Consider the following 13,455-nt stretch of genomic DNA (forward strand, 5'->3'; position numbering starts at 1 on the left):
TACGGAAAGAGGTTGATAACAATGACAATCGGTCTTGTAGGTCGCAAAGTGGGTATGACTCGCATCTTCACTGAAGATGGCGTTTCTATCCCGGTGACTGTTATCGAAGTTGAAGCTAACCGTGTAACTCAGGTCAAATCTGTAGAAACCGACGGCTACAACGCTATTCAGGTTACCACTGGCGCCAAGAAAGCCAGCCGTGTGACCAAGCCGGAAGCTGGCCACTTCGCCAAAGCTGGTGTAGAAGCCGGTCGCGGTCTGTGGGAATTCCGCCTGAACAACGGTGAAACTTTCACTGTTGGTAGCGAGCTGAAAGTAGATCTTCTCGCTGACGTTAAGCTGGTAGACGTTACCGGCACATCCAAAGGTAAGGGCTTTGCTGGTACTGTTAAGCGCCACAACTTCCGCACCCAGGATATGACCCACGGTAACTCCTTGTCTCACCGCGTTCCGGGTTCTATCGGTCAGAACCAGACTCCGGGTCGTGTATTCAAGGGCAAAAAGATGGCTGGTCACATGGGTGCTGAGCGTGTAACGACTCAGAACCTGGAACTGGTTCGTGTTGACGCTGAACGCAACCTGCTGCTCATCAAAGGTGCAGTACCGGGTGCAACCAACGGCAACGTGATCGTCAAACCTGCCGTCAAAGCGTAACGTCTGAGGAGATAGTAATGGAATTGGTAATGAAAGACGCCAAGAGCGCTCTTGAAGTTTCCGAGACTACCTTCGGGCGCGAATTCAACGAAGCTCTGGTTCACCAGGTCGTCGTTGCATATGCCGCTGGTGCCCGTCAGGGTACTCGTGCGCAGCTGACTCGCTCTGAAGTGTCTGGTGGCGGCAAAAAGCCGTGGCGTCAGAAGGGTACTGGTCGTGCCCGTGCTGGCTCCATCCGTTCGCCCATCTGGCGTTCCGGTGGTGTGACTTTTGCTGCTAAGCCGCAAGATCACAGCCAGAAAGTAAACAAGAAGATGTACCGCGGCGCTATCCGTAGCATTCTGTCCGAGCTGGTACGTCAAGAGCGCCTGATCGTTGTTGAGAAGTTCGGCATCGAAGCTCCGAAGACCAAAGAACTGATCGCCAAGCTGAAAGAAATGGAACTGACTGACGTTCTGATCGTGACTGCTGAAGTCGATGAGAACCTGTTCCTGGCTGCTCGCAACCTGTACAAAGTTGACGTGCGTGACGTTGCCGGTATCGACCCGGTCAGCCTGATCGCTTTCGACAAGGTTCTGATGACTGCTGACGCAGTTAAGCAAATCGAGGAGATGCTGGCATGATCCGTGAAGAGCGTCTGCTGAAAGTTCTGAAGGCTCCGCACATCTCTGAAAAGAGCACCATGGTTGCAGAAAAGCAGAACACTATCGTGTTCAAAGTTGCTGTTGATGCTACCAAGGCGGAAGTCAAAGCTGCAGTTGCGAAACTGTTCGAGGTCGAAGTTGAGACCGTCCGTACCCTGAACATGAAGGGTAAGACCAAGCGCGCAGGTGCACGCGTAGGCCGTCGTTCCGATTGGAAAAAGGCTTATGTGACCCTGAAAGCTGGTCAGGACATCGACTTCATGGGCGCAGCCGAGTAAGAGGAGTTCTCAAAAATGGCAATCGTTAAGTGCAAGCCTACTTCTCCGGGCCGCCGCCACGTCGTCAAGATCGTCAATCAAGAGCTGTACAAGGGCAAGCCCTTCGCCGCTCTGCTGGACAGCAAAAGCAAGTCCGGTGGTCGTAACAACAACGGCCGTATCACTACCCGTCATATCGGTGGTGGTCACAAGCAGCACTACCGTATCGTCGACTTCAAGCGCGACAAAGACGGTATCCCGGCTAAAGTAGAGCGCCTGGAATACGATCCGAACCGTACCGCTAACATCGCTCTGGTGTTGTATGCAGACGGTGAGCGTCGTTACATCCTGGCTCCGAAAGGCCTGAAAGCTGGTGACGCGATCGCTTCTGGTGCTGATGCAGCCATCAAGGTAGGTAACGCCCTGCCGATGCGCAACATCCCGGTTGGTTCTACCGTTCACGCTGTAGAGATGAAGCCTGGTAAAGGTGCCCAGCTGGCTCGTTCCGCTGGTACTTTCATCCAGATCCTGGCTCGTGAAGGTAACTATGTAACTCTGCGTCTGCGTTCCGGCGAAGTACGTAAAGTTCTGGCCGAGTGCCGCGCTACCATCGGTGAAGTCGGTAACTCCGAGCACATGTTGCGTCAACTGGGTAAAGCCGGTGCAAACCGCTGGCGTGGTATTCGTCCGACCGTTCGCGGTATGGCGATGAACCCGGTTGACCACCCGCACGGTGGTGGTGAGGGTCGTAACAAGGGCATGCAGCCTGTGTCCCCATGGGGCCAGAAGGCTAAAGGCTTCAAGACCCGTAAGAACAAGCGTACCGACAAGTACATCGTACGTCGTCGTAACAAGTAATTGTTAACATAGAGGAATCACCATGCCACGTTCTCTCAAGAAGGGTCCATTTATTGACCTGCACTTGCTGAAGAAGGTAGAGAAAGCGGTGGAAAGCGGGGATAAAAAGCCGGTTAAAACCTGGTCCCGTCGTTCAATGATCATCCCGAACATGATCGGTTTGACCATCGCTGTCCATAATGGTCGTCAGCACGTTCCGGTTTTCGTTACCGAAGAAATGATCGGTCACAAACTGGGTGAATTCGCACCGACTCGTACTTATCGCGGCCATGCTGCTGATAAGAAGGCTAAGAAGCGCTAAGGGATAAATGATGGAAGCTATCGCTAAACACCGTTATGCCCGTACTTCTGCCCAGAAAGCTCGTCTGGTAGCCGATCAAGTACGTGGTCTGTCCGTAGACAAGGCTCTGAATATCCTGACCTTCAGCCCGAAAAAGGCTGCAGTGCTGGTTAAGAAAGTGCTGGAATCTGCCATTGCAAACGCTGAGCACAACGAAGGCGCCGATATCGACGCGCTGCGTGTTGCTACTATCATGGTCGACGAAGGTCCCTCCATGAAGCGCATCCGTCCGCGTGCCAAAGGTCGTGCGGATCGTATCCTCAAGCGTACCGCTCACATCACTGTAGTGGTATCCGACGCTAAGGCTGGGAGATAAGCAATGGGTCAGAAAGTACATCCTAATGGCATTCGCCTGGGTATTACCAAGCCTTGGAATTCTACCTGGTTCGCGAACACCAAAGACTTCGCTGACAACCTGTACAGCGATTTTCAAGTACGCCAGTTCCTGACCAAGGAACTGAAAAACGCGTCCTTGTCCAAGATCACCATTGAGCGTCCGGCCAAGAGCATCCGTGTGACCATTCACACCGCTCGTCCGGGTGTTGTCATCGGTAAGAAAGGCGAAGACGTTGAGAAGCTGCGCAAAGCTGTAGCCACTATTGCTGGCGTGCCTGCTCAGATCAACATTTCCGAAGTCCGCAAGCCGGAGCTGGATGGCAAACTCGTTGCCGACAGCATCACTTCCCAGCTGGAGCGTCGTGTAATGTTCCGTCGTGCTATGAAGCGCGCCGTACAGAACGCAATGCGCCTGGGTGCCAAGGGCATCAAAGTGGAAGTTTCCGGTCGTCTGGGCGGCGCTGAAATCGCGCGTACCGAATGGTACCGTGAAGGTCGTGTGCCGTTGCACACCCTGCGTGCCGACATCGACTACGCAACTTCTGAAGCCCACACCACTTACGGTGTGATCGGCGTTAAAGTTTGGATCTTCAAGGGCGAAGTTCTGGGCGGTCTGGCTGCTGTTAACGCTGCCGCTGCTCAAGAGCAAGCTCCTGCAAAGCCCAAGCGTGACAACAAGCGCCGCGCTGCTAAGTAAGGAGATTCGGTAAATGTTGCAACCTAAGCGTACTAAATTCCGCAAGACCCACAAGGGTCGTAACCGCGGTCTGGCCACCTCTGGTAACGAAGTATCCTTCGGTACCTTTGGCCTGAAGGCGACATCCCGTGGTCAACTGACTGCTCGTCAAATCGAAGCAGCCCGTCGTGCCATGACCCGTCACGTTAAGCGTCAAGGTAAGATCTGGATCCGTGTGTTCCCGGACAAGCCCATCACCGAAAAGCCCCTCGAAGTTCGTATGGGTAAAGGTAAGGGTAACGTGGAATACTGGGTTTGCCCGATCCAGCCTGGCAAGGTTCTGTACGAGATGGACGGTGTACCTGAGGCTCTGGCGCGTGAAGCGTTTGCCCTGGCCGCAGCTAAGCTGTCTGTTCAGACCACTTTCGTAATTAAGACGGTGATGTGATGAAAGCCCAAGATCTGCGTCAAAAGAGCGTCGAAGAACTGAACCAGGAGCTGCTGGGCCTGCTGCGTGAGCAATTCAACATGCGCATGCAAGCGTCCACCGGCCAGCTGGCTCAGACTCACACTCTGAAACAAGTGCGTCGTGACGTCGCACGTATCAAGACTGTACTGACTGAGAAGGCAGGTGCGTAATGACTGACAAGATCCGTACTCTGCAAGGTCGTGTAATCAGCGACAAGATGGACAAGTCCATCACTGTTGCTATCGAGCGCAAGGTAAAGCACCCGATCTACGGTAAGATCATCAAGCGCACTACCAAGCTGCACGTGCATGACGAAAACAACGAGTGCAAAGCTGGCGACCTCGTGGAAATCCGCGAATGCCGCCCGCTGTCCAAGACCAAGTCCTGGACCCTGGTTGCCGTTGTAGAAAAGGCCTAATCGGTACTTTGTAGTCCAAGCGGCCCCTTTCAGGGGCCGTTTGTTTTTTAGGCTACCTTTTCTGAAAATCCTGTGTTATAGTTTCGCGCCTTTTGAAGGCAGCCAGATCCCATTAGGGATAAGAAGTAAACAAAGCGGAGCACTAAGATGATCCAGATGCAAAGTATGCTGGGTGTTGCCGACAACTCCGGCGCTCGCAGTGTAATGTGTATTAAGGTTCTGGGTGGCTCGCACCGCCGTTACGCCGGCATCGGCGACATCATCAAGGTTTCCATCAAGGAAGCCATTCCTCGCGGTAAAGTGAAGAAAGGTGATGTGTATAACGCGGTGGTCGTACGCACCCGTAAAGGCGTTCGTCGTCCGGACGGCTCTGTCATCCGTTTCGACAACAATGCGGCTGTGTTGCTTAACAACAACCAACAGCCAATCGGTACTCGTATTTTTGGCCCGGTGACCCGTGAACTGCGTAATGAGAAGTTCATGAAGATTGTGTCCCTGGCACCCGAAGTACTGTAAGGAGTCGAACGATGGCAGCTAAAATCCGTCGCGAAGACGAAGTGATTGTTCTTACCGGCAAAGACAAGGGCAAGCGTGGCAAAGTCACTCAAGTCCTGATTGCAAAAGGTAAGGTAATCGTGGAAGGCATCAACCAGGTGAAGAAACACCAGAAGCCGGTACCCGCACTGGGTCAGGCTGGCGGTATCGTCACCAAAGAAGCCCCCATCGATGTATCAAACGTAGCGCTGTTCAACTCTGCCACTGGCAAAGCTGACCGCGTTGGTTTCCGGATTGAAGACGGCAAAAAAGTCCGTTTCTTCAAATCCACCGGCGAACTTGTGAAGTAATTGGAGTTTAACGATGGCGAAACTGCATGATTACTACAAATCCGATGTAGTAAATGAACTGTCCAAGCAGTTCGGTTACAAGACTATCATGCAAGTCCCTCGGATCGAGAAAATCACCCTGAACATGGGTGTTGGTGAAGCGATCTCTGACAAGAAATTGCTGGAAAATGCTGCTGCCGATATGGCTGCCATTTCCGGTCAGAAGCCGCTGATCACCAAAGCTCGCAAATCTGTTGCGGGCTTCAAGATTCGTGAAGGCTACCCGATAGGTTGTAAAGTAACCCTGCGTGGCGAGCGTATGTGGGAGTTCCTGGAACGGCTGATCTGCATCTCCGTACCGCGTATCCGTGACTTCCGTGGCCTGAACGCTAAAGCGTTCGACGGTCGTGGTAACTACTCCATGGGCGTGCGTGAGCAGATCATCTTCCCGGAAATCGACTATGACAAAGTCGATCGCGTCCGTGGTCTGGATATCACCATCACCACTTCCGCGAATACCGATGAAGAAGGCCGTGCTCTGCTGGCTGCCTTTAACTTCCCATTCCGCAAGTAAGGTTAGGGTTATGGCTAAAACATCCATGAAAGCGCGCGAAGCAAAGCGTGCCAAGCTGGTAGCCAAGTACGCGACCAAGCGTGCCGAGCTGAAAGCTATCATCGTTGACATGAACGCTTCTGAAGAAGCGCGTTGGGATGCTGTACTGCAACTGCAACAGCTGCCCCGTGATTCCAGTCCGTCCCGCCAGCGTAACCGTTGCAATATTACTGGTCGTCCGCACGGTTTCCTGCGCAAGTTTGGCCTGTCTCGCATCAAGGTGCGTGAGCATGCCATGAAGGGCGAAATTCCGGGCCTGAAGAAGGCTTCTTGGTAACGAATCTCGGGAGTTAGACTTATGAGCATGCAAGATCCGATCGCGGATATGCTGACCCGCATCCGTAACGGTCAGGCGGCGAGCAAAGTTGCGGTTTCCATGCCTTCTTCCAAGCTGAAAGTGGCTATTGCCAAAGTGCTGAAAGAAGAAGGTTACATCGCTGGCTACTCCGTAGCTGGTGACGTGAAGCCGGAACTGGAAATTGAACTGAAATATTTCCAGGGCAAGCCAGTTGTAGAACTGATCCAACGCGTAAGCCGTCCAGGCCTGCGTATTTACAAGCGCACTACTGATCTGCCGAAAGTTATGGGCGGTCTCGGTGTTGCTATCGTGTCCACGTCTAAAGGTGTGATGACTGACCGTGCTGCTCGCAAAGCAAGCATGGGCGGTGAGATCATCTGCTACGTCGCTTAATAGGAGGTAGGAAATGTCTCGTGTTGCTAAGGCACCCGTCACTATTCCTGCTGGCGTAGAGGTGACTCTGAACGGCCAGGAACTGACCATCAAAGGTGGTAAAGGTTCTCTGGTTCGCTCTATTCACGCCGGTGTAGAAGTGACCAAAGAAGACAATGTACTGAAGTTCGCCCCGCGCGGCAGCATCGCTGGTGCTGACGCTCAGGCCGGTACTGCCCGTGCATTGGTCAACAACATGGTAATCGGTGTTACCCAAGGCTTCGAGCGCAAGCTGCAGCTGGTTGGTGTAGGTTATAAAGCCTCCATCAAGGGCAATGCTGTTGCGCTGGCTCTGGGCTTCTCTCACCCGGTAGAGCATGCGCTGCCGGCTGGTGTGACCGCTGAGTGCCCGACTGCTACAGAAATCGTTCTGCGTGGCGTCGACAAGCAGCTGGTTGGCCAAGTCGCCGCCGATATCCGTGCTTACCGCGCTCCGGAGCCCTACAAGGGCAAGGGTGTACGCTATGCCAACGAGCAAGTGCGTACTAAAGAAGCTAAGAAGAAGTAAGGTAACACTATGGACAAGAAAGCAGCTCGTCTCCGTCGTGCTACTCGTGCTCGGAAAAAGATGCAGGAACTGGGAGCTACCCGTCTGGTTGTTCACCGTACCCCGCGTCATATCTATGCGCAGGTTATTGCAGCCAACGGTTCCGAAGTTCTGGCCTCTGCTTCCACAGTAGAGAAAGCCATCAGTGAAGCTCTGAAATACACCGGTAACGCAGATGCTGCTACCGCTGTAGGTAAAGCTATCGCTGAGCGTGCTATTGCCAAAGGCGTTCAGAACGTATCTTTCGATCGTTCCGGTTTCAAGTATCACGGTCGCATCGCTGCCCTGGCAGCTGCCGCACGTGACGCTGGTCTTCAGTTCTAAGCTAGGAGTCGAAGATGGCTAAAGTCGAATCTCAAGCCGGCGAACTGCAAGAAAAGCTCATTGCAGTAAACCGTGTTTCGAAAACTGTTAAAGGTGGTCGTATCATGTCCTTCACCGCGTTGACCGTGGTGGGTGATGGTAACGGCCGTGTAGGTTACGGTTACGGTAAAGCCCGTGAAGTTCCGGCTGCTATTCAAAAAGCAATGGAACAGGCTAAGCGTAACCTGAACAAGGTTGAGCTGAACAACGGCACTCTGCACCACCCGGTGCGTGGTGTTCACTCTGGCTCCACCGTGTTCATGAAGCCGGCCTCCCAAGGTACTGGTATCATTGCAGGTGGCGCTATGCGTGCTGTTCTGGAAGTTGCCGGTATCCACAACGTGCTGGCCAAGACCTACGGTTCCACCAACCCAATCAACGTTGTTCGCGCTACTGTAGACGCTCTGGTTCACGGTCAATCACCGGAACAGATCGCTGCCAAGCGTGGTCTGCGCGTTGAAGAAATTCTGGGGTAATGCGACATGGCTAACACTGTAAAAGTAACTCAAACTCGCAGCTCTATCGGCCGTCTGCCAAAGCACAAGGCGACTCTGCGTGGTCTGGGTCTGCGTCGCATTGGTCACACCGTTGAGCTGGAAGATACTCCTTGCGTACGCGGCATGATCAACCAGGTTTATTACATGGTTAAGGTGGAGGGCTAAGCATGCGTCTGAACACTCTGTCTCCGGCCGCTGGTTCCAAGCCTGAAAAACAACGTCGTGGTCGTGGTATCGGCTCCGGCCTGGGCAAGACTGGTGGTCGTGGTGTTAAAGGCCAAACCTCTCGTTCCGGTGGCGGTAAAGTCCGCAACGGTTTCGAAGGCGGCCAGATGCCTTTGAAAATCCGTCTGCCGAAGTTCGGTTTCTTCTCTCGCAAATCTTTGGTTTCTGCCGAAGTGCGTCTGAACGAAATCGCCCTGGTAGAAGGTGATGTGGTCGACCTGAGCACTCTGAAGCAAGCCGGTGTTGTTACTAAGAACATCGTGTTCGCTAAAGTTGTTCTGTCAGGCAACATTGACCGTGCTGTGACCGTTCGTGGTCTGTCCGTCACCAAAGGTGCACGCGCAGCCATCGAGGCCGCTGGCGGTAAAATCGAGGAATAATCAGTACAATGGCTAAGAAACCAGGATTGGATGTTAAAGCACAGGGTGGTCTGAGTGAACTGAAGAGCCGTCTGCTCTTCGTTCTCGGGGCGATTATCGTTTTCCGTGCAGGCTCTTATGTGCCGATTCCTGGTATTGACGCCGCCGTACTGGCCGAGTTGTTCCAGCAACAGAAGGGCACCATCATTGAGATGTTCAACATGTTCAGTGGTGGTGCACTCTCGCGTGCTTCTATTCTTGCGTTGGGGATCATGCCGTACATTTCGGCGTCGATCATTATCCAGCTGCTGACAGTGGTTCACCCCGCTCTTGCTGAACTCAAGAAAGAAGGTGAATCCGGCCGTCGCAAGATTAGCCAATATACCCGTTGGGGCACGCTGGTTTTGGGAACTTTCCAGGCCATTGGTATTGCAACCGGTCTGCCGAATATGATGCATGGACTCGTGACTAATCCGGGTCTGGGCTTCTATTTCACAGCGGTTGTGAGTCTGGTCACCGGTACCATGTTTTTGATGTGGTTGGGTGAGCAGATTACCGAGCGTGGGATTGGTAATGGTATCTCGTTGATTATTTTCACAGGTATCGTTGCTGGTCTGCCGCATGCCATTGGCGCTACGGCCGAACAGGCACGTCAAGGGGAATTGCACATCCTGCTGTTGTTGTTGCTGGGCTTGATTGTTTTCGCAGTGACTTACTTTGTGGTGTTCGTGGAGCGTGGTCAGCGTCGTATTGTCGTTAACTATGCCAAGCGTCAACAAGGCCGCCAGGTATTTGCCGCGCAAAGCACACACCTGCCGTTGAAAGTGAATATGGCTGGTGTGATTCCTGCGATTTTCGCATCCAGTATCATCCTTTTCCCGGGGACCATTACCTCTTGGTTTGGTCAGGGCGAGGGTAAAGTAGCTGATATCCTGCAACAGGTCTCTATGGTCCTGCAGCCGGGTCAACCGCTTTACGAGATGCTGTATGCAGCAGCCATTATCTTCTTCTGCTTCTTCTATACCGCGCTGGTGTTCAACCCCCGCGAGACAGCAGATAATCTGAAGAAGAGTGGAGCCTTTATCCCGGGGATTCGCCCGGGCGAGCAGACAGCACGTTACATCGATAAGGTTATGACTCGCCTGACATTGGCAGGTGCGCTCTATATAACCTTTATCTGTCTGGTACCCCAGTTCTTGATGACTGCCTGGAACGTACAGTTCTACTTCGGTGGCACTTCGCTGCTGATTATCGTGGTTGTTATCATGGACTTCATGGCTCAGGTACAAACCCATATGATGTCTCATCAATATGGCGACGTCCTGAGGAAGGCCAACCTGAAGGGCTACGGCCGCTAAAGGTCGGCGTAGTTACGGAGTTAAGCAATGAAAGTTCGTGCTTCCGTTAAGGCAATCTGCCGTAACTGCAAAATCATCAAGCGTCACGGTGTGGTGCGTGTGATTTGCAGCGAGCCAAAGCATAAACAGCGCCAAGGCTAATTTTTTACGGTTAGTACTTGCAACAAATAGTTGTGCTGGCTAATATAGCCAGCCAACTTTTGTTGTGTATTGGTTGACCGCCACGTATCCGCTCACGGGCTTTGTGGTGGTCGTAATCTACTATATGTAGGAGTGAATAGTGGCCCGTATCGCTGGCATTAACATTCCTGACCATAAGCATGCAGTCATCGCTTTGACTGCGATTTATGGCGTCGGTCGTACCCGCTCCAAGGCCATCTGTGCCGCAGCCGGTATCGCTGAGAATGTGAAAATTAAAGACCTGGACGAAGCTCAGATCGAGAGTCTGCGTGAACAAGTAGGTAAATTCACCGTTGAAGGTGACCTGCGTCGTCAGATTTCCATGAACATCAAGCGATTGATGGATCTGGGTTGCTACCGTGGTTTGCGTCACCGTCGTAGCCTGCCTGTTCGTGGTCAACGTACCAAGACCAACGCTCGTACCCGTAAGGGTCCGCGCAAGGCTATCAAGAAGTAACGGGAAGGTAGAAAATGGCTAAAACTCCGACTCGTGCTCGCAAGCGCGTTAAAAAGCAAGTGAGCGACGGTATTGCGCACGTTCATGCATCTTTCAACAACACAATCGTGACCATTACTGACCGTCAGGGCAATGCTCTGTCTTGGGCTACTTCTGGTGGTTCCGGTTTCCGTGGTTCTCGTAAGTCCACCCCGTTCGCTGCTCAGGTAGCTGCAGAGCGCGCTGGTGAGATGGCCAAAGAATATGGCGTCAAGAACCTGGAAGTCATGGTCAAAGGTCCGGGTCCCGGTCGTGAGTCTTCCATCCGCGCCCTGAACGCGGCTGGTTTCCGCATCACTAACATTACTGATGTGACTCCGATCCCGCACAACGGTTGTCGTCCTCCCAAGAAGCGCCGCGTATAACGCTGTAGCTACTTGGTCTAGGATTGTTGGAGAAAGAAGATGGCAAGATATATCGGTCCTAAGCTTAAGCTTAGCCGTCGTGAGGGCACCGACCTCTTCCTGAAGTCAGGTGTTCGTGCGATTGATTCTAAGTGCAAGATTGACACCGCCCCTGGTCAGCACGGTGCGCGTAAAGCGCGTCTGTCCGACTACGGTGTTCAGCTGCGCGAGAAACAAAAAGTTCGTCGTATCTACGGCGTATTGGAAAAACAGTTCCGCAACTACTACCGCGACGCTGCCCGTCAAAAGGGTAACACCGGTGAAAACCTGTTGCAGCTGCTGGAAGGTCGTTTGGACAACGTTGTTTACCGTATGGGCTTCGGCGCTACCCGTGCTGAATCTCGTCAGCTGGTGAGCCACAAGGCCATCATGGTAAACGGTCGCGTTGTGAACATTCCTTCTTTCCAGGTTTCCCCTGAGGACGTGATCTGCGTTCGTGAGAAGGCTAAGAAGCAAGCGCGTATCAAAGCTTCCCTGGAAGTTGCTGGTCAGCGTGAGAAGCCGACTTGGGTAGAGGTTGACGCCGCTAAAATGGAAGGTGCTTTCAAGCGTCTGCCAGAGCGTTCCGACCTGTCTGCCGACATTAACGAACAGCTGATCGTCGAGCTTTACTCCAAGTAAAGCTAGCTTCTAAAGAGAGGACACAATGCTGGGTTCTGTAACAGATTTTCTTAAACCGCGGCTAGTTGACATCGAGCAAGTTAGCCCGACTCATGCGAAAGTGACTCTTGAGCCACTCGAGCGTGGCTTTGGTCACACGCTGGGCAACGCCCTGCGTCGTATTTTGCTGTCATCTATGCCCGGTTGTGCAGTTACTGAAGTCGAAATTGACGGGGTACTGCATGAGTACAGCAGCAAAGAAGGTGTACAGGAAGACATTCTTGAAATCCTGCTCAACCTGAAAGGTATCGCTGTGAAGCTGGAAGGCAAGGACGAGGTAACTCTGTCCCTGACCAAGTCTGGAACAGGCCCCGTTACCGCTGGTGATATCACTCACGGTGATGAAGTCGAGATCGTAAACCCGGAGCACGTAATCTGCCATCTGACTGGTGCCAATGCTGAAATCAGCATGCGCCTGAAAGTTCAGCGCGGTCGTGGTTATGTGCCTGCTTCTGCTCGTGTTCACAACGATGACGAAGAGCGTCCTATTGGTCGCCTGCTGCTGGACTCCGCGTTCAGCCCCATCGTTCGTATTGCCTACAATGTTGAGGCAGCGCGTGTGGAACAGCGTACCGACTTGGACAAGCTGGTCATCGACATGGAGACCAATGGTACCCTGGATCCTGAAGAAGCCATCCGTCGTTCTGCCACTATCTTGGCCGAGCAACTGGAAGCCTTCGTGGATCTGCGCGATGTCAGCGTGCCCGAGAAGAAAGAAGAGAAACCCGAGTTTGATCCGATTCTGCTACGTCCTGTCGATGATTTGGAGCTGACAGTTCGTTCTGCGAACTGTCTGAAGGCAGAAGCTATCCACTATATTGGTGATCTGGTACAGCGTACCGAAGTTGAGTTGCTTAAGACTCCTAACCTCGGTAAGAAGTCCCTGACTGAGATCAAGGACGTGTTGGCCTCCCGTGGTCTGTCTCTTGGCATGCGCCTTGAGAACTGGCCGCCCGCCAGCATCGCTGACGAGTAATCCAGATTACGGGTTTCACAGATTTAGTTAGAAGGATAAGGTCATGCGCCATCGTTTGAGTGGTCGTCAACTGAACCGGAACAGCAGCCATCGTCAGGCAATGTTCCGCAACATGGCCAGCTCCCTGGTTCGTCATGAGATCATCAAGACGACTCTGCCTAAGGCAAAAGAGCTGCGTCGTGTAGTTGAACCGCTGATCACCCTTGCCAAGACTGATAGCGTTGCTAATCGTCGCCTGGCATTTGCCCGTACTCGCGATAACGCGATCGTGGCTAAGCTGTTCAATGAACTGGGCCCGCGCTACCTGGAGCGCGCCGGCGGTTATACTCGCATTCTGAAATGCGGTTTCCGTGCAGGCGACAACGCCCCTATGGCTTATATTGAGCTGGTAGACCGCCCGGCCGCTGCTGAAGCAGCTGCTGAGTGATAAAGAAAAAGCCGGGCTTGTCCCGGCTTTTCTTTTAATCCATTCTGATACTGCCTCAACTGCCTCAACTGCCTCAACTGCCTCAACTGCCTCAACTGCCTCAACTGCCTCAACTGCCTCAACTGCCTCAACTGCCTCAACTGC

General features: G+C 53.0%; 27 protein-coding genes. All 27 read left to right on the forward strand.

All coding sequences use genetic code 11. The features are described 5' to 3' along the window. The first annotated feature begins 21 nt into the window (after window positions 1-21). Complete coding sequence (gene rplC / locus AB5Z05_RS03735; RefSeq protein WP_005340620.1) at window positions 22-654, forward strand: 50S ribosomal protein L3; 633 nt, start codon at window positions 22-24, stop codon at window positions 652-654. A 17-nt stretch (window positions 655-671) separates the two neighbouring features. Further along, entirely contained in the window at window positions 672-1,277 is a 606-nt protein-coding gene (rplD, locus tag AB5Z05_RS03740; protein ID WP_005340616.1) for a 50S ribosomal protein L4, read from the forward strand. After that, window positions 1,277-1,576, forward strand: a complete 300-nt coding sequence (gene rplW, locus AB5Z05_RS03745; protein WP_342690021.1) for a 50S ribosomal protein L23 — start codon at window positions 1,277-1,279, stop codon at window positions 1,574-1,576. Before rplD ends, rplW begins: the two co-directional genes overlap by 1 nt. Before the next feature lie 15 nt (window positions 1,577-1,591). Then, the gene (gene rplB / locus AB5Z05_RS03750; RefSeq protein ID WP_005340614.1) at window positions 1,592-2,413 is read left to right on the forward strand and encodes a 50S ribosomal protein L2; all 822 of its coding nucleotides are present in this window, start codon (window positions 1,592-1,594) and stop codon (window positions 2,411-2,413) included. A 22-nt stretch (window positions 2,414-2,435) separates the two neighbouring features. Continuing rightward, window positions 2,436-2,714 carry a 30S ribosomal protein S19 gene (gene rpsS, locus AB5Z05_RS03755; RefSeq protein WP_005307960.1) on the forward strand — a complete coding sequence of 93 codons (279 nt, stop codon included), beginning with the start codon at window positions 2,436-2,438 and terminating at the stop codon, window positions 2,712-2,714. Between the two features lie 10 nt (window positions 2,715-2,724). Then, window positions 2,725-3,069 carry a 50S ribosomal protein L22 gene (rplV, locus tag AB5Z05_RS03760; protein WP_005319741.1) on the forward strand — a complete coding sequence of 115 codons (345 nt, stop codon included), beginning with the start codon at window positions 2,725-2,727 and terminating at the stop codon, window positions 3,067-3,069. Window positions 3,070-3,072: 3 nt separating this feature from the next. Continuing rightward, the gene (gene rpsC, locus AB5Z05_RS03765) at window positions 3,073-3,786 is read left to right on the forward strand and encodes a 30S ribosomal protein S3 (RefSeq protein ID WP_005307962.1); all 714 of its coding nucleotides are present in this window, start codon (window positions 3,073-3,075) and stop codon (window positions 3,784-3,786) included. Between the two features lie 13 nt (window positions 3,787-3,799). Beyond that, window positions 3,800-4,213, forward strand: a complete 414-nt coding sequence (rplP, locus tag AB5Z05_RS03770) for a 50S ribosomal protein L16 (protein ID WP_005340612.1) — start codon at window positions 3,800-3,802, stop codon at window positions 4,211-4,213. Further along, window positions 4,213-4,404, forward strand: a complete 192-nt coding sequence (gene rpmC, locus AB5Z05_RS03775; RefSeq protein ID WP_005307965.1) for a 50S ribosomal protein L29 — start codon at window positions 4,213-4,215, stop codon at window positions 4,402-4,404. Before rplP ends, rpmC begins: the two co-directional genes overlap by 1 nt. Next, window positions 4,404-4,652, forward strand: a complete 249-nt coding sequence (gene rpsQ, locus AB5Z05_RS03780) for a 30S ribosomal protein S17 (RefSeq protein WP_005307966.1) — start codon at window positions 4,404-4,406, stop codon at window positions 4,650-4,652. Before rpmC ends, rpsQ begins: the two co-directional genes overlap by 1 nt. A 147-nt stretch (window positions 4,653-4,799) precedes the next feature. Next, window positions 4,800-5,168 (forward strand): 50S ribosomal protein L14, encoded by a 369-nt coding sequence (gene rplN, locus AB5Z05_RS03785; RefSeq protein ID WP_005307975.1) that lies wholly within the window; start codon window positions 4,800-4,802, stop codon window positions 5,166-5,168. Window positions 5,169-5,179: 11 nt separating this feature from the next. After that, window positions 5,180-5,497, forward strand: coding sequence for a 50S ribosomal protein L24 (rplX, locus tag AB5Z05_RS03790; protein WP_005307977.1), 318 nt, complete (start codon window positions 5,180-5,182; stop codon window positions 5,495-5,497). 13 nt (window positions 5,498-5,510) lie between these two features. Beyond that, on the forward strand, window positions 5,511-6,050 hold the full coding sequence (rplE, locus tag AB5Z05_RS03795) for a 50S ribosomal protein L5 (RefSeq protein WP_005331162.1): 540 nt from the start codon (window positions 5,511-5,513) through the stop codon (window positions 6,048-6,050). 10 nt (window positions 6,051-6,060) lie between these two features. Continuing rightward, window positions 6,061-6,366, forward strand: coding sequence for a 30S ribosomal protein S14 (gene rpsN, locus AB5Z05_RS03800; protein WP_005340609.1), 306 nt, complete (start codon window positions 6,061-6,063; stop codon window positions 6,364-6,366). Window positions 6,367-6,387: 21 nt separating this feature from the next. After that, window positions 6,388-6,780, forward strand: a complete 393-nt coding sequence (gene rpsH, locus AB5Z05_RS03805) for a 30S ribosomal protein S8 (protein WP_005307980.1) — start codon at window positions 6,388-6,390, stop codon at window positions 6,778-6,780. 13 nt (window positions 6,781-6,793) lie between these two features. Beyond that, a complete protein-coding gene (rplF, locus tag AB5Z05_RS03810; RefSeq protein ID WP_005340607.1) occupies window positions 6,794-7,327 on the forward strand; it encodes a 50S ribosomal protein L6 in 534 nt (177 codons plus the stop codon). Between the two features lie 9 nt (window positions 7,328-7,336). Then, complete coding sequence (gene rplR / locus AB5Z05_RS03815) at window positions 7,337-7,690, forward strand: 50S ribosomal protein L18 (protein WP_005340606.1); 354 nt, start codon at window positions 7,337-7,339, stop codon at window positions 7,688-7,690. A 14-nt stretch (window positions 7,691-7,704) separates the two neighbouring features. After that, on the forward strand, window positions 7,705-8,205 hold the full coding sequence (rpsE, locus tag AB5Z05_RS03820) for a 30S ribosomal protein S5 (protein ID WP_005340605.1): 501 nt from the start codon (window positions 7,705-7,707) through the stop codon (window positions 8,203-8,205). 6 nt (window positions 8,206-8,211) lie between these two features. After that, window positions 8,212-8,391, forward strand: coding sequence for a 50S ribosomal protein L30 (gene rpmD, locus AB5Z05_RS03825; RefSeq protein WP_005307985.1), 180 nt, complete (start codon window positions 8,212-8,214; stop codon window positions 8,389-8,391). Between the two features lie 2 nt (window positions 8,392-8,393). Beyond that, window positions 8,394-8,831: a 50S ribosomal protein L15 gene (gene rplO / locus AB5Z05_RS03830; RefSeq protein ID WP_005340604.1), complete on the forward strand. Its 438-nt coding sequence runs from the start codon at window positions 8,394-8,396 to the stop codon at window positions 8,829-8,831. 8 nt (window positions 8,832-8,839) lie between these two features. Continuing rightward, window positions 8,840-10,168 carry a preprotein translocase subunit SecY gene (secY, locus tag AB5Z05_RS03835; protein WP_005340602.1) on the forward strand — a complete coding sequence of 443 codons (1,329 nt, stop codon included), beginning with the start codon at window positions 8,840-8,842 and terminating at the stop codon, window positions 10,166-10,168. 27 nt (window positions 10,169-10,195) lie between these two features. Beyond that, on the forward strand, window positions 10,196-10,309 hold the full coding sequence (gene rpmJ, locus AB5Z05_RS03840; protein WP_005319705.1) for a 50S ribosomal protein L36: 114 nt from the start codon (window positions 10,196-10,198) through the stop codon (window positions 10,307-10,309). Window positions 10,310-10,448: 139 nt separating this feature from the next. Then, window positions 10,449-10,805 (forward strand): 30S ribosomal protein S13, encoded by a 357-nt coding sequence (gene rpsM / locus AB5Z05_RS03845; RefSeq protein WP_005307991.1) that lies wholly within the window; start codon window positions 10,449-10,451, stop codon window positions 10,803-10,805. A 14-nt stretch (window positions 10,806-10,819) separates the two neighbouring features. After that, window positions 10,820-11,209 carry a 30S ribosomal protein S11 gene (gene rpsK, locus AB5Z05_RS03850; RefSeq protein ID WP_005307993.1) on the forward strand — a complete coding sequence of 130 codons (390 nt, stop codon included), beginning with the start codon at window positions 10,820-10,822 and terminating at the stop codon, window positions 11,207-11,209. A gap of 39 nt (window positions 11,210-11,248) precedes the next feature. Further along, window positions 11,249-11,869: a 30S ribosomal protein S4 gene (rpsD, locus tag AB5Z05_RS03855; protein ID WP_005340600.1), complete on the forward strand. Its 621-nt coding sequence runs from the start codon at window positions 11,249-11,251 to the stop codon at window positions 11,867-11,869. A 25-nt stretch (window positions 11,870-11,894) separates the two neighbouring features. Next, entirely contained in the window at window positions 11,895-12,884 is a 990-nt protein-coding gene (gene rpoA, locus AB5Z05_RS03860; RefSeq protein WP_005307997.1) for a DNA-directed RNA polymerase subunit alpha, read from the forward strand. Between the two features lie 43 nt (window positions 12,885-12,927). Beyond that, the gene (gene rplQ / locus AB5Z05_RS03865) at window positions 12,928-13,311 is read left to right on the forward strand and encodes a 50S ribosomal protein L17 (RefSeq protein WP_005307999.1); all 384 of its coding nucleotides are present in this window, start codon (window positions 12,928-12,930) and stop codon (window positions 13,309-13,311) included. Window positions 13,312-13,455: the final 144 nt, after the last annotated feature.

It is taken from the genome of Aeromonas sp. R2-4, from assembly GCF_040908365.1.
GTDB classification, from domain to species: domain Bacteria; phylum Pseudomonadota; class Gammaproteobacteria; order Enterobacterales; family Aeromonadaceae; genus Aeromonas; species Aeromonas veronii.